Below are 23,184 nucleotides of genomic sequence, written 5' to 3' on the forward strand. Positions count from 1 at the left end.
ATTTATATATATAAAGCGAATTAAAATAAAATAAAAAAAGAGAAAAACAAAAGTTAACCATATGAATTATAAAATATAATAAGAATATGATAGTGTGTTGTGTGAATTTAATGTAGTACTTTTATCACATAATACACTATCAAAATTTGATTATTCGAGATAACACACAAAATGTATAAAATTTAGCATCCATTAGCTTTATTAAAATCAAAATATAATAATAACAATTGGTTACGATAATTGATCGAAGTCACATATTTAATGTTGATGGAGTTAGCTATTTTTTGATTTTGCTATAAATTTAACAGCGTTAAAAATAAATAATAACCAACATACTTTTATTTTAATATTTTATTTGCAAGGTTTAATTTTAAATTAATTGCATAAAACTCCTTAAATATAACAGTTTGATTATTATAGCATTAATTTAAATTGAAATTATTTGTTATTTTTGCCTGTCATCAGACCACTTATTAGGTAAAGTTTTTATATAGTGATTATTGCAGTTAATAATTATATATCAAATAACAATATACAATTAAAGTAATAACTTCCCTGCAAATACACAACTCAATCCGATTAAGAGAAGGTTTATATGAAAAACATTAACTATAAGCTCGCTACACTTACCCTTTGTACTCTTTTTGCCTCTTCTGCGTTAGCTAATAATACACAAGCCCCTATCCGCCTCGTTATTCATGGTGGTGCAGGTACAATAACGAAGGATACCATCACCCCAGAACAAGAAAAAGAATATAAAGCCAAACTGACCGAAGCATTAAATGCTGGATATGCTGTTTTAAATAGTGGAGGCACCAGTATTGAAGCCGTACAAAAATCGATTAATGTTATGGAAGACTCTCCTCTTTTTAATGCAGGTAAAGGTGCTGTTTTTACTCACGATGGTAGAAACGAACTTGATGCTTCTATTATGGATGGTAAAACGCGCAAAGCGGGTGCTGTTGCTGGTGTTACCACAGTAAAAAATCCGATTAATGCCGCGATTGCGGTAATGGAAAAAAGTCCACATGTTATGATGGTTTCTCAAGGGGCTGATCTTTTTGCCAAAGAGCAAGGGTTAACCATCGTTGATCCGAGTTATTTTCGTACTGAATATCGTTGGCAACAACTACAAAAAGCATTAGAAAAAGAACAAGTTGTATTAGATCATGATGGTAAAACTGCGGCTCTTTTTGCTGATCCGATGATGTATGATTATAAATACGGCACTGTTGGCGCTGTTGCATTAGACCAACATGGTAATTTAGCGGCGGGAACATCAACAGGTGGAATGACCAATAAACGTTATGGTCGTGTGGGCGATTCCCCTATTATCGGTGCAGGTAATTATGCGGATAATGAAACGGTTGCGGTATCGGCAACAGGATCAGGTGAAATGTTTATTAGAACGCTGACCGCATTTAATATTGCAGCCCAAGTTAAATATCAAAAACTACCTCTAGAGCAAGCGGCACAAAATGCACTTGATGAAGTAAAAGCGATAAATGGAAGTGGTGGTGTTATCGTATTAGACAAATCTGGAAACTACACGATGAGCTTTAACTCTGAGGGAATGTATCGAGGCACCATTGGTAATGATGGCAAACCACTAGTCGCCATTTATAAAGATTAACCTTCATTATTTTAAAACTATGCCTTTGGTTTTTAGCGACTGTTATTAAAAATACAGATAAACCAAGGGCATAATATTAAGCCATTTCCACGATCATCCCTCTATTTTGATCTCTTTATTCCTTTCATGGGTAAAACCCACTGTTCACTTTGTACTCCAAAACCGTTTATAAAACAAACATTATGCACTAAAAACAAACATGATCGCCTCTACTTATTAAAATGATCCTTTGAAAAAGTAGCTTTTTTCTTTTTTAGATCTGTTAGAATATTCAGCATAGTTATATTGATTTAATAAGGAAATTGCTGTGGATTTTCACCACGACGATCAAGAAATAACACCAGAAACATCACTTGTATTGGCGGAAAAACAACCATTATTAGATCTCAATGCAACTTTCACCTCTCCGACACAAACTAACCCTGCACTGGCTTATTTACGCAGTTTAGGCTCTAAACGTAGTCGCCAAACGATGGGATCGTTTTTAACAATCGTGGCAAAAATGATTGGCTTCTCTTCAATAAAGCATTGCCAATGGGGAGCACTTCGCCGCCACCATATTCAAGCAATTATCGACATGTTATCTGATGCGGATAAAGCACCCGCCACGATTAACACTTATTTAGCTGCACTAAAAGGTGTCGCTTTAGAAGCATGGGCGATGAAATTGATGGATACAGAAAGCTATCAACATATTCGCCAAGTTAAATCGGTAAGAGGCAGTCGATTACCTAAAGGTCGAGCGCTTACTGGACATGAAATTCGCGCACTTTTTCGCTGTTGTGAAAAAGACCACTCCTCAAAAGGTTTAAGAGATGCGGCCATATTAAGTGTACTACTTGGCTGTGGATTACGCCGTTCAGAAATTGTTGCGCTTAATTACGAGCATATTCAATTTCGTGATCAAACCTTTATTGTTAGAGGAAAAGGTAATAAAGAAAGAATATCCTATATGCCAGAAGATACTTGGGAGCGTGTTCAATTATGGATCGATGAAATAAGGGGATCACAAGATGGCGCCCTTTTCACACGTATTCGCCGCTTTGATGATGTAACGGATGAACGAATAACAGACCAAGCCATTTATTATATTTTAGAGACACGCCAACAAGAAAGTGGCATTGATAAATTTGCTCCTCACGATCTGCGACGCACTTTTGCCTCTGCAATGTTAGATAATGGCGAAGATATTGTAACCGTAAAAGATGCCATGGGTCATGCCAGTATTATGACTACACAGCGCTATGATAGACGTGGTGATGATCGTCTTAGAAAAGCGGCTCGACATTTACGTTTTTAGCCTTTTATATTGTAAAAATATACCCAATTCAATCAATGATATTGGGTATATAAATTTTCATCTTATTAATTTTAGCTATGGCTTATCTAAATGGCGGCTCATTAAAGGTTCTTAATTTACGAGAATGTAATTTATCTTCTTCGTCTTTTAATAACTCAATTGCATGAATACCTATTTGCAAATGCTCTGATACCGCACCTTCATAAAAGTGATTAGCTTGTCCTGGTAATTTTATTTCACCATGTAACGGTTTATCAGATACACATAACAAAGTGCCATAAGGAACGCGAAAACGATAACCTTGAGCGGCAATAGTGGCACTTTCCATATCCACGGCAACGGCTCGACTTAAACTAAATCGCCTTGATGTTGCTGAAAAACGTAATTCCCAATTGCGATCATCTGTTGTCACAACCGTTCCTGTTCTTAATCGTTGTTTGATTTCATGTCCAGGCTTACCGCTAATGGCTTTAGTGGCATCATAAAGTGCACGCTGAACTTCAGCAATATTAGGAATAGGAATATCTGGCGGTAATACAGCATCTAAAATATGATCATCTCGTAAATAAGCATGAGCTAAAACGTAATCACCTAATAATTGGCTTTCTCTTAAGCCTCCACAATGACCAATCATTAACCAAACATGAGGACGTAAAACCGCCAGATGATCACAAATTGTTTTGGCGTTTGACGGCCCAACACCAATATTCACTAATGTTATTCCCGGCCCTTCTTTTGCAATTAAATGATAGGCGGGCATTTGATATTTTTTCCATGTCAGATCAGAAATTAATTTTTCCGGATCAACCGTATCGGCGGTTATTTGCTGAAAACCTGCACAAGAAAGTGCGCAATATGGACTATTTTTATCAGCAACTTGTGCACAGGCCCAACGAACGAACTCATCCACATAGCGGTTATAATTGGTGAATAAAATATAAGGTTGCACATCTTCAGGTAAAGTTCCGGTATAATGCTTTAAACGAGCCAAAGAAAAATCCGTCCGTAGTGCATCAAAATGTGAAAGAGGTAAAAGCTCGCTGTCATCAATTAAACCATCGGTAATATCATCACCAATTTTAGAGAGATCGGTAGTCGGAAAATATTTTGCTAAAGAGGCGCTCATTGACCGATCAAAACCAATGCCAGTGCCATCAATGACAAAAGGATATGGTATCTCTTGTTTTGAGGCCGTCACTTCAAAAGAGACATGATAAGCATCTGCAATAAGTTGCAGTTGCTCAGTTAAATAATTTTCAAATAAAGTTGGATTGGTGATAGTAGTAGAATAAGTACCTGATTTTGATAAACGCCCATAAGCTCTTGTTTTATCTTCTTTTTTAACATCACCATACCAATGCACGGTTAATTGCGGATAAGCAAATAGACCTTCAGCCCTTTGTTTTATATCAGGTAATTTTCCATCTTGAGCATACATAATAATAGCATTACGCAAGGCATCAACAGCATTTTGATATTGTTGTTTTAACTCATTAATAATTTTTTGAATTTCTGGGTTATGAGGTTTTGACATAAAGGAGCCTCTACTTATTCTCACGTTTTTCACATCATAGCAAGAAGCTCTATTTTGACCAAAGAATAAAATTAATAAAAATTATATGAGCATTCTCCACCTAATGAGACTAGTTGTCCTTTATTTAGTTTTAACGTAATATCAACGCTGTCTTCTTTAATGATTTTATTTCGACTCAATAGATGGGAGAATAGCTCTCCTAGCCTTGGTTTTTTATTATTTAGTTGTTTTATTATCTCTTTCATCTTTTCATTTAAAATTTTATCATAAGTTATTTCGATATTATTATTAATAGCAACCATATCATAGATAAAATTATATAACTTACTTTCAAATGGTTGAGCTAAGGGAATATCTAGATTTATTTTATCGCTACTTTTTTTAAAAAATTTTATTTTTAATTCAATTAAATCATCAGAAAGAGTCTTTATACTATAAATTTGTTCTTGCTTAACAACATTACTCATAGAAAAAGATGTTGTTAATGTGTAGTAATCAAAAGAATCATTATATGATTTAATTAAGGTGATCCCTTCTTGATTTAGTAAATAATAAATTGCCTTTTTATTTTCCTCTGAGATATCTTTAGTTAAAGTTTCAAATTCTTCCATTGCCTCGTCTTGATTTTTACTTTTTATTTCTTTACCATTGAAAATATAAGTATTTCTATTTATATCTTTTATTAGTGCCTTTTTTATATTTAAGTTAGTATTATCACTTTCTAAGTTAATATTATCATTTTCTAAGTTCGCATTATCATTTTCTGTATCTAAGTTAGTATTATCATTTTCTATCGCTTTGCTTACGAGCTGTCTTATAGCACTAAAGTTAACTTGATTAAAGTTACTTTTATTAAGCTTTAAGTCTATTTCACCAGAACGTATTTTATTATCTAATTCAATATACAACTCAGCAAAAATTTGATCATTAAGCTCATTTTTATCTAACTTTTCATATAGACATTTCAATGCAATTTCATTAGAAAAAATTGATGAATGCCGATTAAATGCATTAATTATTGTTGACATTTTATTAAGTTTTTCATTGTCTATATCCGTTATAGAAATATTATAATTATCTATTGAAATCGTAATATTTTTATCATTATCATTAATATCAATTTTTATTCTTTCTTTATATGCATCTGAAGCCATAGTTTTTAGCATTAAAACATGATATAGCATTTTAAAATGATTTTTGTCATCAAATAGATCTTGATATACAATATTTTCAACTGTTTTTAGTGCTTTTTCTCTTTTGTTTGATTGGAACCAGTCTTTTATTTTATCCCATAATGACATCACATCTTTTGTTTTTTCTCCTTGTGATATTCTTAATATTTGTGAATTAGAAATATCATTGTGATTAATTTTTACACTCATCATATTTTCCTCTTAAATTAACCATATAATAATTAAAATTACATTTAAGAGAAGAACACTTTTAGTGAAACTATGCTATAAAAAATCACCCACTATAAATCATATTAGTCGTATTTCCTTTAAGTTTATGGAATTAAAAAACTTAATACGATCGGCAAGGTAACTGCTGCAAGCATGGTTTGTGATGTAATGATCCCCGCCATTAGCTCAGAATCCCCTCCTAGCTGTCGAGTTAAAATATAAGAAGTTGGGGCTGTAGGGATAGAAAAGAAAATGACTAAAAGCATCATAACTAATGGAGACAAACCTAAAAAATTAGCAACACTATATGCAATTATCGGTACAATAAGCAACCGAGTCACTGTGTTAATACTAATCATTTTACTTTCTGCTTTTAGTGTTGATAAATGTAATGCCGCACCAATACAGATAAGCCCTAAAGGTAAACTAGTCGCAGCTAACAATTTTAGAAATTGATCGCTACCAAAAGGAAGCCCTATTCCTGATAAATTGATAACAATCCCTATTACGCAAGAGATAATTAATGGATTTTTAATAATTGGGAAGATTAATTGACGAAAAGTTACATTTTGCCCTGCGGTTAAACAAAGCACTGAAGTCACATTTGATAGAGGAACCAAGGTTGCTAATATCAAAGCAGCTATTCCTAAGCCTTCAACGCCAAATAAATCAGCGACAATAGCTAAACCTAAATAAGTGTTAAACCGAATATTGCCTTGAACGATCGCACCAAAACGGCCAGCAGACCAGCCGGTTATTTTTTTAAAAATAACACACAAAATAGTGGTAATGATGACTACTGAGAAAATAGCCCCAGCAAGGTGAGGTAATTGAGGATCAGATAAAGGAGCATTAGCCAAGCTATTGAGAAGTAATGCAGGAAAGAGTAAAAAATAATTTAATTTTTCAGCCCCTACCCAAAATGCAGGTTCAAATGCTTTATTTCTTCTTAAAATAGCGCCTAGCGCAATTAACGCAAATAAAGGCCATAACGTTAACAACACATTTTGCATAGTGTTTGCCCCAGAAAAATAGTCATAATTTACAATATCGTAACATTAGCAAAATTACCAACTGATATTGTTAATATAAAAGCTAATTCAAAAAATGATAAAAATAAAAAATTTTCGCATTTTAAGCCCAACTTTTTCTGTTCTATAATGCTAGGTATAATTTTTATGTCAATAAGGCACTATTTATAAATTTTATAAATCAATATACATTCGATAACAGTGTAAACTTGCCTGAGCCAAGCTAGAATAGTACTCTCGCTCTTCTAAAACAATGAACCCTTGTTTTAAATAAAATAGCATCGCATTAGGCGTTGCATCTAAAAATAACTGAACAAAATTTCTTTGTTTAGCTTCATATTGTAGCTGTTTAAGAATAAGTCCTGCATATCCTTTTCCCATGCATTCCGGTAATGTAAAAATGGCTTCAGCAAAGCCAGTTTTAAGATCTAAAAAACCAGAAGCCACGGGAATAGACAACTTTTTATCATCAATAACATAGAAAGGATTATTAATAATAGATTGTCTATAGCCGTCAGGCATTTCATCAGGAGTCCAAGCGGCTAATATATCGGGCGGATAGACATGTTGACAGCCAAAACGTAACGCTTTATTTCTTAAATACCATAATCGTTTTGCTTCATGAGGCTCCGCAAGCCTAAGTTGAACACCTTCCATTATAACCTCATTAGCCACTGTATATATTGTAATTATAGAAGTTATTATTCACTATTTTATTTTTATATCACTATTATAAGATTATTTTTATAATGTCCTAAGTGTATCCATTACGCCTGATACACTTAGGCTAATTCACTTGTTAGTTAACTATTTTAGTATAGTTATCTTGTTATTTTCATCGTTATTACACTCAACATTATTCGAAGATGGCAATAATAATGCAATAATATATCCTAATAATAAAATAAAACGCACTATCACCATTGTATCTGAAGAAATAAGTAATGGATATGGTGTAAGGACCATGGTGCCAATGGTAAAGATCAGTGCAATAGTGATAGGATATTTGAAACCGAAATCTCTTACTCGTTGAGTTAAAATAAGTGCAAATACGTAGATTTGTGCTATTAATAATATGAATTCGACTATACCATAAGAACTAAAAGAGAATTGGTAGAAAAATAATTTATCAGGATCATTCTCAACGGAATCAGGTAACAAGGTCATAAATAACATATATATTAAACCGTTTACAATACCAAATAACACAGAAAAAACCACTTCTGCTCCTAAAAAAGAGAGTCTATCCCGTCTTTTTTCCTTCCATTGATAAACTATTTTAGTTTTCATATTCAATCCTTTCTATTTTAAAATTGTATTCTTTCATATCATATATAATATACTTAATATTTTTACCTAAACCTATATGTTTATAAGACAGTATAAGCAATTCTAACATCTTCTGTTTTGATTATTGAAAGAAAAGTTCTAAATACCTTCAAGTACAGATGATGAAAATTTAGACGCACTATATTGGCTATAAATAAATAGACATCACTGCTCTTTTATCTAATTGATAATAGAGCAGTTTTATTATTTTAAAATTTATTTCACCATTTTATTGATCCACTTAATTTCTTCGTTCGTGAATCGAATATTGCTTTCTTTATTTGTATCAGTATCTTGCAAGATTTTGTCTTTAATTAATTGGCTAACAGGGACAATAATATTAAAATGGTCTCCATTTTTTATATTATAAATTTTCAGAGGAATATCGTGTTCCATTGCAACCACACGTAATTCATTGAATTCATTCCAAAAATAATCATGACCTTCAAAATAAAATGTTGGTGTTTTTATTGATTTAATATAGCGGTATACAGAGCGGACATTAAATTCTTCTTCGTTGTTTTTATCAAAGGGTAATTCAACCATCATCCGCCCTTCTGTGCGTAGTTTAAGATCAGGTATTCCTCCTAAAGAGAATATTGCCCTGAATTTATCACTGTATTCACTAGCCAATAATGCTCTCGTTCCCCCAGTGCTATGTCCTACTACGTAAATACGTTTAGGATCAATATAAGGTAATGACGCTAAATATTCTCTAGCTGAGTCTAAATCTTCTAATTCACCATAAAACATTTCATAGCGACCAGGGTTGGTATTTTCACCACGAAAAGAAGGTATCATGAGTACCATATTAGGATCACGAAACGTCGCTCCTGTTTGGTCATTTTCAACTGGTTGTGGTGTCCAAAAATAATCATCTCCTCCTATCCCACCATATCCTCCATTCAGCCAAATAACCGCAGGTAGTTTATTTTTTTTATTCGCCGGCGGAGGGGTTAAATAAGCATACATATCACCTAGTTTGGCCGGATATTTAACTACATTGAATATTTCTGCTGGTGCTTCCCAAGGTGCTTCAGTATTGTCAAAACTATCATTTATAATTTGTGTTTTAAAACGCTGATGTGCTTCAAATAAGGTTTCATCGCGAACATCGATATTCGCATTCGCCGAGAAAGTACCAATTGTTAGTAAAGAAAAAATAAGCGCAGGAGCAATTTGTCTAAAACATCTCTTTTTTAGAACCATATCAATCAATTTCCTTATAGATTATTTAAGTAGTGGAATAATAGTATAGATTGCTTAAAAATTTTGAATAGCATTTTTCTTGAACAAAGAAAAATAGATGTAAAAAGTATCTTAATTGGAATGGTTAAATTGCTTAAAAATTAAATAGGCAGAAAACGGCTTTTATTTTGAGAAATTGTTTTAAACAACATTCTGTCCACACTTGAACACTCAGGGGCACTTTTTAGCTCTTTTTGATGGTTTTATGTACAAAAAAAGGCATCTTAAAAAAGATGCCTTTCTCTATAACTTATTGATTATCTTTGATTTGCTTATTTTGCAGTTGTGCGAATTAAGTAATCAAAAGCGCTTAATGAGGCTTTTGCACCTTCACCTGCGGCGATAATAATTTGTTTATAAGGAACAGTTGTACAGTCACCCGCAGCAAATACCCCTTTAATATTGGTTTCACCACGTGAATCAACCACGATCTCACCAATTTTATTACGCTCAACAGTTCCGTCTAACCATTGTGTGTTTGGCAGTAAACCAATTTGGACGAAAATACCCGCTAAGGCAATATCATGCATTGAATCGTTAGTGCGATCTTTATATTTCAGTCCTGTTAACTTAGTGCCATCTCCATATACTTCTGTTGTTTGGGCATTTAAGATAACATCGACATTACTTAAGCTACGCAGTTTCTTTTGTAAAACAGCATCGGCTCTCATTTCTGAGGCAAATTCTAGTACGGTCACGTGCTCCACTAAACCCGCTAAGTCAATGGCAGCTTCAACACCGGAGTTACCACCACCAATAACAGCCACTCTTTTACCTTTAAATAGAGGACCATCACAATGTGGGCAGTATGTTACACCGCGAGTACGGTACTCGTTTTCACCCGGTACGTTCATATTTCTCCAGCGAGCGCCCGTGGCAATAATTAAGCTACGGGTTTTTAAAATCGCACCAGATGCGGTTTCAATTTGGTGTAGATCACCTTCTGCTGCTCCCGGAATTAAACGGCTGACAGTTTGGCTGTCAATGACATCAACTTGATAATCATCAACGTGAGCTTTTAAAGCCCCAGCTAATTTTGCGCCTTCTGTTTTAGGTACAGAGATATAGTTTTCAATATCAACAGTATCGAGAACTTGTCCACCAAAACGTTCACCGATAAGACCTGTATTTAAGCCTTTACGTGCAGCATATACCGCCGCTGACGCCCCCGCAGGGCCGCTTCCGACGATCAAAACATCAAAGGCATCTTTTTTATTTAATAACTCTGCAGTGCGTTTTTCTGCATTGCTATCTACTTTGCTAACAATTTCAGCTAAAGTCATACGACCTTGGCCAAACTCGTTGCCATTTAAGAATACCGCAGGAACGCCCATGATATTACGTTCCTGAATTTCATTTTGGAACATGCCTCCGTCAATCGCCGTATGGGTGATGTTCGGATTTAAAATCGCCATTAAGTTTAATGCCTGAACAACATCAGGGCAGTTATGACAAGAGAGCGAATAATAGGTTTCGAAATGAAACTCACCGTCTAACTGACGAATTTGTTCAAGTAATTCTGGGGCTTCTTTAGATGGATGACCACCGGTTTGTAATAATGCTAAGACTAAAGAAGTAAACTCATGACCTAATGGCGAGCCTGCAAAACGAACGCCCGTTGTTTTCCCTGGGTTGGTAATAAGAAAAGATGGTTTGCGCACATTAGCACTGTTATCTTCACGGTATGTGACTTTATCAGATAACGGTTCAATTTCTTTTAATAAGGCTTGGATATCAGCAGAATGTTTGCTGTCGTCTAATGTTGCAACTAACTCAACTGGCTGGGTTAATCGTTCTAGGTAAGCTTTCAGTTGAGCTTTTAAATTATTATCTAACATTTTTGCACCCTCAATAAAATCGGGTGCCGAAACACCCGATAAATAACTACGTTAGTAGCTTCTTTAGTGGCTTGATTCTTATTTAGAATTTTTTAGATTTTGCCAACTAAATCCAGTGATGGAGCTAAAGTTGCATCACCTTCTTTCCATTTTGCTGGGCAAACTTCACCTGGGTGGCTAGCAACATATTGAGCTGCTTTTACTTTACGTAACAGGTCAGCTGCATCACGGCCAATACCTTCAGCAGTAATTTCGATTGCTTGGATGATACCTTGTGGGTCAACAACGAAAGTACCACGATCTGCCAGACCTTCCGCTTCACGCATATTTTCAAAGTTACGAGTTAATGCGCCAGTTGGGTCACCGATCATGCCATATTTGATTTTACCGATAGTTTCTGAGCTGCTATGCCATGCTTTATGAGTAAAATGAGTGTCAGTAGAAACAGAGTAAATTTCTACACCCATTTTTTGGAATTCTTCATAATGATCAGCTAAGTCACCTAATTCTGTTGGACAAACAAAGGTAAAGTCAGCTGGATAGAAGAAGAAAATGCTCCATTTGCCTTCGACGTCCTTTTCAGTCACTTCTACGAATTGACCGTCTTTAAATGCCATGTTTTTGAATGGTTTGATTGGGGTATTAATTAAAGACATTGTATTTCCTCCTGTTTAGTATGAATCTAATGTACCTATTCCAATTGAGAATATCTAATACATTCCTACTATCATATCAATAGGTTTTACCTAATGAGTTTAATAAATTGATAGAGATAGATTAACGAAATGTAGCGACTAACGCAAATGACTAAAAAAAATACAAAAAAACACGATTTAATGACAAAACAAGCTAATTATTGCTATTTTTAGCAGTAAAAATATAAAATTAACTCTATAAAAAGTAACAATTATTTTTTCAATTTAGCGCTTTTTATCACATATATACAGATCAAATCTCTTTGGCGGTTTTTAAAATAGTATAAGTGCATTTAAAAGCGGCCTGTTGGATCCGATAAATATCTTTTTTATCGGTGGTAGATTGCACAACTGCATCACCGGCTTGAAAACGTTGTAGCTCTCCCCAAGGCGCTTCCATTGCAAACTCAGCGGTTTGTTTTGGAACAATAAAATAATTCATTTCAATCCCTTTAGGGATAAAAACTTGATAGCCTTGCCTTATCGGTGTGATGCTTTTCGCTTTGTCTGCATCAGCCAGATTATAGCGCTGAGCAAATTTATCTTTTCTGACCAGAATTTCTTCATTACCTGTTGCTGGACAAATATTTTGTACAACCCAATCACCCGCTTTGGCTGGCTCCGAAATAGTTTCAACCCCTTCACCTTTTATGTAAGTGGTGATCACTTCTCCTTCTTTTGCAGGTCTGGCTAAAACGGGTTTGGTTTTAATTGCCACACCAGTGATGGCCATTTTCTCCGCTTGAGCAAAATAAGAAATACGATCTTTTTGAGGTAAATGAGTGAGTGATTCAGCCACAGAAAATCTAGGTAGCAAGGCAGAGGCGAGGAATAATATTGCTATGCTATTTTTATAATGTTTGTAAGGCATATAGGTACTGTTTATCTTATCTGTCATCTTATTTATCTTATCTATCATCTTATTCATATAGATGCATGGGTAGCATTTTGGTTTTACCATATATCAATGGTATCTCGAATATTATGACAAATTAAAAAATAACAGTATCAATAAAATCAGCAAGTAATGAACTAAGAATAAAAAAGCGAGGAGTCTCACAACTTATAATAAAAAACTAATAAAAAACCACCGAAATAGTTATAAAGTGCCTCATTAGTAGTGAGAACTATTTGAAAAAACAGTGCGTTGAAAAAAATGATGACATGATAAAAGAAATATGCGAGGCAGCATGCTCAAAACGACAGAAGCTATAGCATATGGATAGCCTCTGTCTAGCATTATCATAGTCTACCTGTTTTTCGTAACGCTCGTCGAAAATAGGATACTGGCATTTTAGGACAAATTTGCTCTTTGACGGCTGGATTATTTTCTAGCTCTTCTTTTTCAATATCATTATTTTTGCTTCTGTTCCGTAATGGTGTTTCTGTTTTATTCATCTTCCCTTACCTCAGAGATCAATGCCTCATTAATGGCTTCTATTTTTTCGACTGCTTCATTAAGTATAAAAGCAATGCGTTGCGCTTTTTCTACAGAAAGTTGTTTCAATACTAACTTATGACGTAATACCGCTTTTAATTTTCCTACCGCAAATTCGATTTCCTCAGAAACTCCCCCTGCGTTTTGTGATAAATCACGTGCATAAGCCAGTTTATTTTGAATATTTTTTTCTGTTTCTTGGTTTTCTGCTAAAAATGCTGAACCTTCTGGCGTAATACTATAATTTTTACGGCCTTTTTCAGCGATATTAGCAACAACTAAATCTTGCTCTTCTAATAGTGTCAGTGTTGGATATATAACCCCTGGACTTGGTACATATAGTCCTGAAGATGCTTCATCTATTCCTCGAATAATTTCATACCCATGGCTAGGTTTTGCCGCGATCATACTCAACAAAAGGACACGTAAATCACCATGGTCAAACATACGTTTTAATTGACGACCTTGGCCTCTTCCTTTTCCTTTACCGGCACCACAACCTCGGCCATGTCGTTTACCATGCTCTTGCTGTTTTTCACCGTGACAACAGCCATGATCGGCATGATCATTATGCTCATGACTTTGCTCACCCTGTTGGCAACATTTGCCATGACCTTCTTGGTGATGGCCTCTTTCACCATGACAACAATGTTCATTATTGCCATTATGGTGTTGTCCTCTGTGTTTACCTTTACCACCACAACGTCCGATGCCATGACCACCATTATCGGTGTGTTGTTGATAAAGCGAATGTAACGCTTGGATCATCATAATATTCCCTCATTTTTTTAGATATATCGAAATCATTGATGACCAATATAATCCGATATATCTAAATGATCAAGTTTTAGATATATCTATTTACTTTTATCTATCATAAGGAATAGTAACAATATGATTTATCTATAGTTACATTCTATAATTCACGCCTAATTATGAATAATTCTCATTCTCGATCTTGATTTTATGTGCTATTCATAACGAAAATAAGGAGCTAGACAAACGAAATAAGCAAAGGAAGGAGTAACTTTAGTGACAGCGTCACTTTTATAAGGGTAAACTAAAAAAGTTAGCAACCTTTTCCTTGCTAACTTTTACTATGTTAAATAATAAATAGAACAAAATAGCTATTTTAATGCAGATAGGACAACTTTTTTAATATAGTCGCACCCTGCTTTAATATGCTCTTCACTCCATTTATCAGTGTTTTTTATCGTTAATTGTAAAAGACTTAAGTGGTTAACTTGCTTCCATTCATCTTTACCTAAATGACATTGTTGACAAAACTGAGCAGGTATATCATCGCTATTACGAGCACACAGCACTAATAGGTTGAGATCTGGCTTATATTGGCTCTTTATTTCTAAATTTTTATAAATAGCATTATTTAGCTGATTTTGTATTTTTAAACATTGGTTGCCTTTAAGAGCAATGGCAAAAGTGAGTTTATTAAAATCTGAAACTGGCAAAATATGAATAGCATAAGAGATACCCGATTTTTCAAATTCGTTCTCTTGTTTTAATTGTTGTTCCAGTTTTACTCTAGCTTCCCATTGATTTTGAGCGCATTGTCCATACCCAAAATTATTAAAAGCATATAGCTGATGGATCCCCCACATTGATGCAACTGCAGGTGCTGATTGGATCCCATCGATTTCATCGGGAATATTCCCGTCTTCTGGGCACAGTTTTGGCGGGTTAGCGAGAAAACGGCTTAATCGAGCATCTTTTATACAAACAATTCCCGTAGGATAAGGAGCAAATCCCGCTTGAAATGGCTCAAAAGAAACAGAATCAGCTCTTGATAGCTGAGTAAAACTATCATAAATATCTGAGGTTAACTCAAGTAAAGGTGCTTCTTGCTTAAGTTTATCGCACAATATGTTATAAGGGATGATGCTATTATTTTCGTCAAGAAACAGGCTTTTCATATAGCCTAATTGGGATGCATCAATGTGAATATAGAATGAGTTGTTATGTTGTTTTTCACACTCTTCACGTAATTCGAAAAGAGGCTTAAGTTTGTCAATGCTACCGTATGTCGATGAGCCTAACACACCAATAATACCGAGTATCGGCTCTCCCTGCTCGATTAGACGAAGCACAATATGACGCGTTTTAGCTATATCTGTTTTAAACTCTTCATCTATTGGTAAGGCAATGAGATTATCATAACCTAACCCCAAGATATCCATCGCCTTCTTCCAAAATTCGAAGCGGTATATCGGTACTAGTAATTTACCTAAATGCATCGTTCTTGTCATGCCTGTACCACGACAAGTTAAATGGCTGACATCATCAAAAATATCTCGCTCATATAGCTGTTCACTGATGGATAAAATATCAGTGATAGACATATTAAATAACTCAAATGCTTTTTTATCTGCAACCAGATCTCTTGATTTTGGATGACGTGCAATCGCCATCGGCAGTGTTTTTAAATTTCTCAAAGCCCACAAAATTTCATAACAAGCAAAAACATGACTGGTGGTAATATGTCCAAATGCTTTATCTGGCTCAAAACCGATTAGTTTACACAAATCATGAGTTATTTTTTGCTCTTGCTGTTTTTGTATGGGTGAATGTTTGTTAAAAACATTATCAGCATTATAGGCCAGTGCAGAAAGGTAGCCTAATTTCGCCAATCGCATGACGGGAGAGTTGTAATGTGAGAAATAAGGCTCAATCTCAGGTTTATTATTCATTAGCTGCTGGTTTAAATTATTTAAAATATCACCATAAGATCCCTTCACAGCTTTATTTTCAATAGTATTGCTTTTTATTTTTTTCTCTAATCTCTCATTAGTATTTATCTGTGAGTTATTTGGACTAGAATAAAAGGACTCACTATCCATCAACATCTTTACCATCTCTCGATGATAACATGTTAGGGTATCCACGGTTCGGGTATCAAACACACGCTCTGCAGCACTCAGACAGGTTTCTTTGTGATTTGCCATCATCGCACCTATATATAAATTTTTGTTATCAATTTTAATCAGAATTGAGTTTATTTTACGTAAATAATTAGTCTCTTTTTAAATGATATACTACATGATGAGTAAGAATCTTCTTTATTTTATTGATATCAGATAAGATTTTCCAAGTTCGTTCTAAAGTTTTAACTTTTTCATGATAAATGATTTAGTTTTATTAATTAGTTTATAAATTTCATTATCAATTTTGATTTATGCTATTTTTCAAAACTTATTATAATATTTTTACCATAGTCGATACTTAAATCTGTTTTATTTTAAATAAGTGATTTTTTATCTTAGATAAGATGGATTATTAAGTGAGGTTTATTTTTATAATGACGCAAAAAGCACAGGATCATATTAAAGCTTCTTAAATTTTTTATAGAGAATAAAAAAACACATAATATCTTTATTATGTGTTTTTTCAGAATAATCGTGATTGAGAATGAGAATGCTTTTGTAACTTATAATAAATAAAATAAATTTATTTTCGCTCTACACCAGTGATTTATTCATATCAATCTCAAGCACTACTTTACCAATTAAGTCACCAGACTCCATTAATTGATGTGCTTTGGCAACTTCTTGTAAAGAAAAGACCGCATTAATAATAGGCTTAATTTGACCTTTGATAATCAACGGCCATACTTGTTGTTTTAATTCTTGTGCTATATGCGTTTTTTCTTCTGGCGTTCTAGAACGCATGGTAGAACCTGTATGAATTAATCGCTTAAGCATCAGTGGCATCATATTTAAGTTTTTAGGGGCCCCTTTCATCATGCCAACTTGGATCACTCTGCCAAATTTCGCCGCAACTTGATAATTTTTTTCCACATAATCGCCGCCGATAATATCAAGTATGACATCAACGCCTTTACCTTGAGTTAATACAGGAATTTCTGTAGCAAAATCTTTCTCACGGTAATTAATAACATGATTAGCCCCTAATTTTTGGGCAACTTCGGCTTTTTCTTTTGAACCTACCGTTGTGTAAATTTCACAACCAAGATTGTGTGCTAACATAATCGCCATAGAGCCAATCCCAGAAGTGCCCCCATGGATCAAAACCGATTCCCCTGCTTTTAACTGACCGAGTTGAAATAGATTTGCCCAAACAGTAAATAAATTTTCAGGTAATGCTGCCGCTTCAATATCGCTTAATCCTTGCGACGGTAAAGCGATATCTTCATGGACTAAACAATATTCAGCATAACCGCCACCAGCAACTAAAGCGCAAACACGATCACCTATTGCCCATTTTGTACAATGTTCACCTAATTTCACCACTTCCCCAGCAATCTCTAATCCTAATATAGGAGATGCATCGGCTGGCGGTGGATAACTACCTTGACGTTGAAAAATATCAGGGCGATTAACACCCGCTGCATTAACTTTTACCAACATATAATGAGGGGGCAATGACGGTAATGGGCTATTTTCTAATTGCAGTTTATCAACGCCACCGGGTTCAGTAATAACCACTTGCGTCATAAAAGCAGGTAAGTCATTATTTTTTATCATGATGTCACCTTACTTAGAAATGAATGAGATCTTTATCAACAATCACTATCGCATAAAAATAGTCATTTTATTTAAGTAATGATGTTATTGAGATAAATTTATTTTTGCATAGAACAAATTATAAACACTGTTATAGCCATCCCTGTTTTTGATGCTGAGTACAAATCGGACATAAGGTGGCATTAGGCTCCCAAGCAAAAAAAGCAAGGCGGCATTTATCACATTGTGCATCATAATAATGGTAATGTGTCGGTGTGCTATTTTTAGCAATTTGTTCTACGACTTTTATTGATTTTGGAAAACAGACAACTTGGCAGTTCATACAACCAGTGCAACGTTTTTCATCAATGATAAAGCGATTATCTTCGATTGTGATTGCACCTTCATCACACACCTTGGCACATGCAGAACAAAGAATACAACTTTCTTTATCTAATTGAATATGGAACCAGCTATCTTGCGGATAAAGCTGTTTCCTTGCATTTAATCCTGTTTTTACGTGACCTTTGTTAAGTGGCTTTTCATCTAATTTTTGTCGAAATAACATAAAGCGACGACCACTATCGACCGGTTCAGGCTCCACTAAAACTAATTGCCAAATAGGCTCTTGTAAGGTTTTTAATTGCAAATTAAGTTGTGCGAGTATCGGCAGCCACTTATCAACCAAGGGTTCCGCTATTTTCATACCGCGTATTTGATATTGTCGATGCCAAACCAAAAGCTCTTCAATACTGGCCAGTGGTTCATCATGATTAATGACTAATAGATTATCTTGAAAGCTACGTTCATGGGGGGAGATATTTTCTATAGCATCAACAGGGCAAGTAAATAGACAATTACCGCATTGGAAACAACGCTCATTATCTATTTCAACGTTCAAAAGACTAAAAGTGATAGCGTCCACAGGACAGACTTTTGAACAGCTATCACAAAGGCTTTGTTTGAGGCGTTTCCTAACACATTTATCATTAATGATAGGTTCAGGAGGAAGATCTACCCTAATAAAACGCCTCATACTTCATAACTCCATTACTATTACTTAACAATAAAAAATGCAAATCGGTTAAGTATTTCAGCAATTAACAGGACAATACCACTACTCCAAATTAGAGATAATCCAGAAGTAAATACAGCTATACGATATTTATACAGGCTATATCCCATCATTAATATACTGATAATAGACAATATCCATGCAGATATTCTTAATCCGAAAGTCTCATTATACGCAATTATAGGGGTATGAGGAAAAGTAATTGCATCATTGGTTAATTGTATTTCTGACATCCATGATAAATAAAGTGGTTGCTCTGCCATACGGATAGTCACAGCAAGAAAAATACCAACTAAAGCACTTAATACTATTTTTTTAGCAAGTTCGCCATCAGCAAAGGCTTTAACCCTTATTGAAGTGATTAATAATGTGATCACCGCTCCCGCAGAAAAAACAGAGCCGATAAACATAAAATAGGTATTAACATGCATCCAAGTTATCATCGATGTGCTGTAATAAAGCGAAGCCATACAGAAAATATCCACTAACCCCAGTAAACCGATAATGGCTAAGAGGGTTTTATTCATATGACCTTTTATTAGTACTAGCAAGGTATATAAACATAGTGCGCCCAGGTAAAGAGCAGCAAAGATAATCTCACGGCTTAGCCATGATGATGATATATGGCGTAAGGCATGAAACGCATTCCACGGATATCCCATATGCAGTGTTGAGGCTAATAATCCTAAGCATCCCAATATAGCACTTGTCAGTAATACGGGGCGCAAAGTGCGTGTTGCTCGTTGATTACCTATTTCTTTCTCTAACCAACAAAAATAGAGGGCAGTAAAAATAGTAACACCAACAGAACTTTGTACTAACAAAGTAAAGGTAACTAATGGCCATTCACTCATGCTTGGTTCCCTCCTTTTTTAATTGCACCAGTATGTGGTTTAATGACCAAATTAGGGTGAGTGATTGTAAAATCAGGTAACCCTTGAACTTGGCTTAAATGACCATATTTAGCGCGTAAATCTTTAATTTTTCCAAACTTAATCGCATTTAATGGACATGTATCAACACAAATAGGATTTTTACCTTCTGCTAATAAATCTACGCAGAAATCACATTTCGACATTTGTCCCGTTTCAGTATTCATTTGTGGTGCACCATAAGGACATGACCATGAGCAATAACCACACCCAACACATTTGCTGGTATCAACACGGACAATGCCATCTCCGGGGCGTTTATGCATTGCTGTTGTTGGACAGTTTTTTACACATATAGGATCGTCACAATGATTACATGAAATCGTTAATGTGTATGCAAAGACATTATTTTCAAATGCACCTTGCCCATTAGGCGCAAATCCCCCGCCCTGTATTTCATAAATACGGCGAAAACGGCGCCCAACCTCTAAATTATTTTTATCTTTACATGCAACTTGGCATGCTTTACAACCTGAGCAACGAGAAGAATCAATAAAAAAACCAAGCTGTTCATCGCTAACAGGCGCATATTGTTTGAATTCACTCATGCTTTGGTTACCTCAACTAAAACGGTTAAATGTGAATTACCATGGGCTAATGGTGTCATACGTGTTGATGTCAAAACGTTAGGGCACCCACCATGATCAACGCCGTCTTTGTCAGGAGACCACCAAGCCCCCGCCTGTAAACCAACCACACCAGGAATAATTCGCTCGGTAACTAAAGCAGGTATTTGTGTGATCCCTCTGTCGTTATAGATACGCACCATATCGCCATTTTTGATGCCTCTATTTTGTGCATCAATAGGGTTTATCCACATTTCTTGGCGTTGTACCTCTTGTAGCCAAGGGTTAGCATATTGCGTTGAATTAGCTCTATTTTTTCCTTTCCAAGTTAACATTTGTAGTGGATATTTCTCGGTCAATTTATCTTCTGGACCTTCAATTGCGGGAACATAATGAGATAATGCAGGAATATCGACATTATTCATGTCATAGAGACGTTTAGAGAAAATTTCAATTTTTCCTGATGGAGTTGGGAAAGGATGATTTTCTGGATCACGAATATTTTCTTCAAATGCAACAAAAGGTGCATCTTTGAAAAGATAGCGGCGAGTCTTGAGTAATTCATCAAAAGTTGGGAAATCAGGTCTATCTTTAAAGCGTTCTTTGTTAGTATTAACGAGATAAGCTATCCACTCTTTTTCTGTCCGTCCTTCGGTAAAAGCCTCTTTGACTCCCATTTTCTCAGCAACATCGCTGATCCATTCATAATCAGAACGTCTTTCAAAAGCAGGTTCAACGACCTTTTCTGACAGTAAGAAATAGTTGCCCGTTCCCCATGTATTACCGATATTCCAACGCTCTAAAAAGCTCGTTTCTGGTAAAACTAAGTCTGCGTATTTGGCTGACGGCGACATATATAGATCACTAACAACGATAAACTCTACTTTAGATTCATCTTCAAGTAACTTAGCTGCCGCATTAACATCAGGGTTTTGATTGACAAGATAGTTACCCGCTAAAGAAAAGATCATTTTGATATTACTATCAAGTTTGTCGACGCCAATAAGGCCATCTTCTGGCGTCACTTTGCTCGCATCCTCAACAGCTTGCATCCAATTCATAATGGATATTTGTGCAGTTACCGGATTTTTGCCAATATTGGGACCACGAATAGATTGACGGTTACCAATTCCGCCATATCCAGCCGCCCAAGCGCCTTTTTTACCCACATTCCCAGTAATTGCTGCTAATAACGTTGAACCACGGGCGGTACGTTCACCACAAATATGACGTTGTGGCCCCCAACCTTGAATTAAGGCCGCGGGTTTTGTCATCGCATATTCACGTGCTAATTGACGGATAGTATTGGCTGGGACTCGTGTGATTTTTGTCGCCCATTCAGGGGTTTTCGCTATACCGTCTTTTTTCCCTAACAAATAAGCCATTAATGATTCGTTAGCTGGCACCCCTTCTGGCATATGATCTTCATCAAAACCTACCACATATTTATCGATAAACGCTTTATCATGTAAATTTTCGGTCACAATGACATACATCATTGCATCCATCAGTGCATTATCTGTGGTAGGAAGTAATGGGATCCATTGATCAGCTAAAGATTGAGCTGTATCTGAATAACGAGGATCGACAACAATAAATTTGGTCCCATTATTTTTCATTTTTTGAAAATAGTGATTGGTGTGACCAAAAATGGTTTCGTTGGGATTATGTCCCCACAAAATAACTAAAGGCGTATCCGCTAAAGTATCAAGAGAACTTCCTGTTTTAGATACGCCATAAGTATAAGGTGTTACTTTAGCGGTATTCCCTAAGCTCACTGAATGATAATAAGGAAGATATCCTCCTGTGAGATTAAAGAGTTTTTTCATCATAGTATCACCAGAGAAGATCCCCCCAGTGACAGCGGTATTTACCGTAAGAAAACGGCTTGCTGCACCATGCTGTTGAGTTAATCGTGTTACATTATCAGCAATTAAAGAGGTTGCTTCATCCCAAGAGATACGCTCAAATTTGCCTTCACCGCGCTTACCCACACGTTTCATGGGATATTTAAGTCTATCCGCATGATAAGTGAATTTACGATAACCTCTACCTCTTACGCAGGCTCTCATTATCGGCATTTGTTCATCTAAATCAGCATCTGGTCTTGTGGTAATACGGGTAACAATCCCCTCTTTAACATGAGCTCGGATATCACATTTACCACCACAGTCAAAGGTGCTACATGTTGCGACGACAGTAGCAGGTTTCTCATCAATGTTGGCAATAGGTAGGCTTTTATCAAGATTGGCCTGTGCATTTTGTGCGAAAAAAGGCATACTCACTAATGCTGCACTGGCTTGTACAAAATGACGACGCGTTAATGGCATCCCCTCTTGATTAGCAAGCCTTTTTTCTTGTTTTTTTATAGACATATCATTCTCACATAACTATTTTTATTAATGAAAATGATAAAAGATAGTGGATAACCCTTATTGATACATATCAATACCACTTAATAGGTAAGCGAATGTTTCAAAACTCCATTCGTCTTTGTATGGGATCTGCCATTTTATAAGGAAAAGCTAATTCAAGTTAGCATTAAGTTGTATCAAAAATACATTTAGCTAACTTTACTTAGGAAGTGTTAACAGATGATTAATTTCTGTTGGCAAAACGAAAAGTTAAGAAAATAAAGTGAATAAGATGTTAATCCTTGAATAAAATTTCTTGAGTTCCCTCCT

General features: G+C 35.3%; 19 protein-coding genes. 2 read left to right on the plus strand and 17 right to left on the minus strand.

The window, feature by feature from the left end:
- Nucleotides 1-595 precede the first annotated feature (595 nt).
- Both ACYUCW_RS09255 and ACYUCW_RS09260 read left to right on the plus strand, forming a co-directional pair.
- On the plus strand, nucleotides 596-1,633 hold the full coding sequence (locus tag ACYUCW_RS09255; RefSeq protein ID WP_004242876.1) for an isoaspartyl peptidase/L-asparaginase family protein: 1,038 nt from the start codon (nucleotides 596-598) through the stop codon (nucleotides 1,631-1,633).
- Between the two features lie 307 nt (nucleotides 1,634-1,940).
- Nucleotides 1,941-2,933, plus strand: a complete 993-nt coding sequence (locus ACYUCW_RS09260; RefSeq protein ID WP_004248039.1) for a tyrosine-type recombinase/integrase — start codon at nucleotides 1,941-1,943, stop codon at nucleotides 2,931-2,933.
- 82 nt (nucleotides 2,934-3,015) lie between these two features.
- Here the strand turns inward: ACYUCW_RS09260 and ACYUCW_RS09265 are convergent, their stop codons facing one another.
- The 17 genes from ACYUCW_RS09265 to ACYUCW_RS09345 form a co-directional block, all read right to left on the minus strand.
- The gene (locus ACYUCW_RS09265) at nucleotides 3,016-4,467 is read right to left on the minus strand and encodes an AMP nucleosidase (RefSeq protein WP_004248038.1); all 1,452 of its coding nucleotides are present in this window, start codon (nucleotides 4,465-4,467) and stop codon (nucleotides 3,016-3,018) included.
- A 71-nt stretch (nucleotides 4,468-4,538) separates the two neighbouring features.
- Nucleotides 4,539-5,852, minus strand: a complete 1,314-nt coding sequence (locus tag ACYUCW_RS09270) for a transcriptional regulator (RefSeq protein WP_004248037.1) — start codon at nucleotides 5,850-5,852, stop codon at nucleotides 4,539-4,541.
- A gap of 122 nt (nucleotides 5,853-5,974) precedes the next feature.
- Entirely contained in the window at nucleotides 5,975-6,883 is a 909-nt protein-coding gene (locus tag ACYUCW_RS09275) for an AEC family transporter (RefSeq protein WP_004248036.1), read from the minus strand.
- Between the two features lie 192 nt (nucleotides 6,884-7,075).
- The gene (locus ACYUCW_RS09280) at nucleotides 7,076-7,558 is read right to left on the minus strand and encodes a GNAT family N-acetyltransferase (RefSeq protein ID WP_163748809.1); all 483 of its coding nucleotides are present in this window, start codon (nucleotides 7,556-7,558) and stop codon (nucleotides 7,076-7,078) included.
- Between the two features lie 150 nt (nucleotides 7,559-7,708).
- Complete coding sequence (locus ACYUCW_RS09285; RefSeq protein ID WP_004248034.1) at nucleotides 7,709-8,191, minus strand: hypothetical protein; 483 nt, start codon at nucleotides 8,189-8,191, stop codon at nucleotides 7,709-7,711.
- Nucleotides 8,192-8,446: 255 nt separating this feature from the next.
- Nucleotides 8,447-9,439: an alpha/beta hydrolase family protein gene (locus ACYUCW_RS09290; RefSeq protein WP_063215611.1), complete on the minus strand. Its 993-nt coding sequence runs from the start codon at nucleotides 9,437-9,439 to the stop codon at nucleotides 8,447-8,449.
- A 311-nt stretch (nucleotides 9,440-9,750) separates the two neighbouring features.
- Nucleotides 9,751-11,316, minus strand: coding sequence for an alkyl hydroperoxide reductase subunit F (ahpF, locus tag ACYUCW_RS09295; protein ID WP_017628129.1), 1,566 nt, complete (start codon nucleotides 11,314-11,316; stop codon nucleotides 9,751-9,753).
- 92 nt (nucleotides 11,317-11,408) lie between these two features.
- Entirely contained in the window at nucleotides 11,409-11,972 is a 564-nt protein-coding gene (ahpC, locus tag ACYUCW_RS09300; protein WP_004242845.1) for an alkyl hydroperoxide reductase subunit C, read from the minus strand.
- A gap of 292 nt (nucleotides 11,973-12,264) precedes the next feature.
- On the minus strand, nucleotides 12,265-12,972 hold the full coding sequence (locus tag ACYUCW_RS09305; RefSeq protein ID WP_163748807.1) for a hypothetical protein: 708 nt from the start codon (nucleotides 12,970-12,972) through the stop codon (nucleotides 12,265-12,267).
- Between the two features lie 281 nt (nucleotides 12,973-13,253).
- Entirely contained in the window at nucleotides 13,254-13,409 is a 156-nt protein-coding gene (locus tag ACYUCW_RS09310; RefSeq protein WP_004242841.1) for a hypothetical protein, read from the minus strand.
- Nucleotides 13,402-14,220, minus strand: a complete 819-nt coding sequence (locus tag ACYUCW_RS09315; RefSeq protein WP_036918291.1) for a PadR family transcriptional regulator — start codon at nucleotides 14,218-14,220, stop codon at nucleotides 13,402-13,404. The genes ACYUCW_RS09310 and ACYUCW_RS09315 overlap by 8 nt, the downstream gene beginning before the upstream one ends.
- 356 nt (nucleotides 14,221-14,576) lie before the next feature.
- Entirely contained in the window at nucleotides 14,577-16,409 is a 1,833-nt protein-coding gene (gene disA, locus ACYUCW_RS09320) for a swarming inhibition tyrosine decarboxylase DisA (RefSeq protein ID WP_460408445.1), read from the minus strand.
- 513 nt (nucleotides 16,410-16,922) lie between these two features.
- Entirely contained in the window at nucleotides 16,923-17,948 is a 1,026-nt protein-coding gene (locus ACYUCW_RS09325; RefSeq protein ID WP_004242837.1) for an NAD(P)H-quinone oxidoreductase, read from the minus strand.
- Between the two features lie 130 nt (nucleotides 17,949-18,078).
- Nucleotides 18,079-18,963 carry a 4Fe-4S binding protein gene (locus ACYUCW_RS09330; protein ID WP_004242836.1) on the minus strand — a complete coding sequence of 295 codons (885 nt, stop codon included), beginning with the start codon at nucleotides 18,961-18,963 and terminating at the stop codon, nucleotides 18,079-18,081.
- Nucleotides 18,964-18,983: 20 nt separating this feature from the next.
- Entirely contained in the window at nucleotides 18,984-19,856 is an 873-nt protein-coding gene (locus ACYUCW_RS09335; protein ID WP_004251287.1) for a dimethyl sulfoxide reductase anchor subunit family protein, read from the minus strand.
- On the minus strand, nucleotides 19,853-20,482 hold the full coding sequence (locus tag ACYUCW_RS09340; RefSeq protein WP_004242832.1) for a DMSO/selenate family reductase complex B subunit: 630 nt from the start codon (nucleotides 20,480-20,482) through the stop codon (nucleotides 19,853-19,855). Before ACYUCW_RS09340 ends, ACYUCW_RS09335 begins: the two co-directional genes overlap by 4 nt.
- Entirely contained in the window at nucleotides 20,479-22,875 is a 2,397-nt protein-coding gene (locus ACYUCW_RS09345) for a DMSO/selenate family reductase complex A subunit (RefSeq protein ID WP_036918287.1), read from the minus strand. The genes ACYUCW_RS09340 and ACYUCW_RS09345 overlap by 4 nt, the downstream gene beginning before the upstream one ends.
- Nucleotides 22,876-23,184 lie beyond the last annotated feature (309 nt).

The sequence above is a fragment of the Proteus sp. MB838 genome, assembly GCF_054767435.1.

Excerpts from the sequence above, each read along its gene's own strand:
- ACYUCW_RS09255 (WP_004242876.1), top strand. The coding sequence starts at position 596 with ATGAAAAACATTAACTATAAGCTCGCTACACTTACCCTTTGTACTCTT.
- ACYUCW_RS09265 (WP_004248038.1), bottom strand. The coding sequence starts at position 4,467 with ATGTCAAAACCTCATAACCCAGAAATTCAAAAAATTATTAATGAGTTA.
- ACYUCW_RS09270 (WP_004248037.1), bottom strand. The coding sequence starts at position 5,852 with ATGATGAGTGTAAAAATTAATCACAATGATATTTCTAATTCACAAATA.
- ACYUCW_RS09275 (WP_004248036.1), bottom strand. The coding sequence starts at position 6,883 with ATGCAAAATGTGTTGTTAACGTTATGGCCTTTATTTGCGTTAATTGCG.
- ACYUCW_RS09280 (WP_163748809.1), bottom strand. The coding sequence starts at position 7,558 with ATGGAAGGTGTTCAACTTAGGCTTGCGGAGCCTCATGAAGCAAAACGA.
- ACYUCW_RS09285 (WP_004248034.1), bottom strand. The coding sequence starts at position 8,191 with ATGAAAACTAAAATAGTTTATCAATGGAAGGAAAAAAGACGGGATAGA.
- ACYUCW_RS09290 (WP_063215611.1), bottom strand. The coding sequence starts at position 9,439 with ATGGTTCTAAAAAAGAGATGTTTTAGACAAATTGCTCCTGCGCTTATT.
- ahpF (WP_017628129.1), bottom strand. The coding sequence starts at position 11,316 with ATGTTAGATAATAATTTAAAAGCTCAACTGAAAGCTTACCTAGAACGA.
- ahpC (WP_004242845.1), bottom strand. The coding sequence starts at position 11,972 with ATGTCTTTAATTAATACCCCAATCAAACCATTCAAAAACATGGCATTT.
- ACYUCW_RS09305 (WP_163748807.1), bottom strand. The coding sequence starts at position 12,972 with ATGGTAAAACCAAAATGCTACCCATGCATCTATATGAATAAGATGATA.
- ACYUCW_RS09310 (WP_004242841.1), bottom strand. The coding sequence starts at position 13,409 with ATGAATAAAACAGAAACACCATTACGGAACAGAAGCAAAAATAATGAT.
- ACYUCW_RS09315 (WP_036918291.1), bottom strand. The coding sequence starts at position 14,220 with ATGATGATCCAAGCGTTACATTCGCTTTATCAACAACACACCGATAAT.
- disA (WP_460408445.1), bottom strand. The coding sequence starts at position 16,409 with ATGGCAAATCACAAAGAAACCTGTCTGAGTGCTGCAGAGCGTGTGTTT.
- ACYUCW_RS09325 (WP_004242837.1), bottom strand. The coding sequence starts at position 17,948 with ATGATAAAAAATAATGACTTACCTGCTTTTATGACGCAAGTGGTTATT.
- ACYUCW_RS09330 (WP_004242836.1), bottom strand. The coding sequence starts at position 18,963 with ATGAGGCGTTTTATTAGGGTAGATCTTCCTCCTGAACCTATCATTAAT.
- ACYUCW_RS09335 (WP_004251287.1), bottom strand. The coding sequence starts at position 19,856 with ATGAGTGAATGGCCATTAGTTACCTTTACTTTGTTAGTACAAAGTTCT.
- ACYUCW_RS09340 (WP_004242832.1), bottom strand. The coding sequence starts at position 20,482 with ATGAGTGAATTCAAACAATATGCGCCTGTTAGCGATGAACAGCTTGGT.
- ACYUCW_RS09345 (WP_036918287.1), bottom strand. The coding sequence starts at position 22,875 with ATGTCTATAAAAAAACAAGAAAAAAGGCTTGCTAATCAAGAGGGGATG.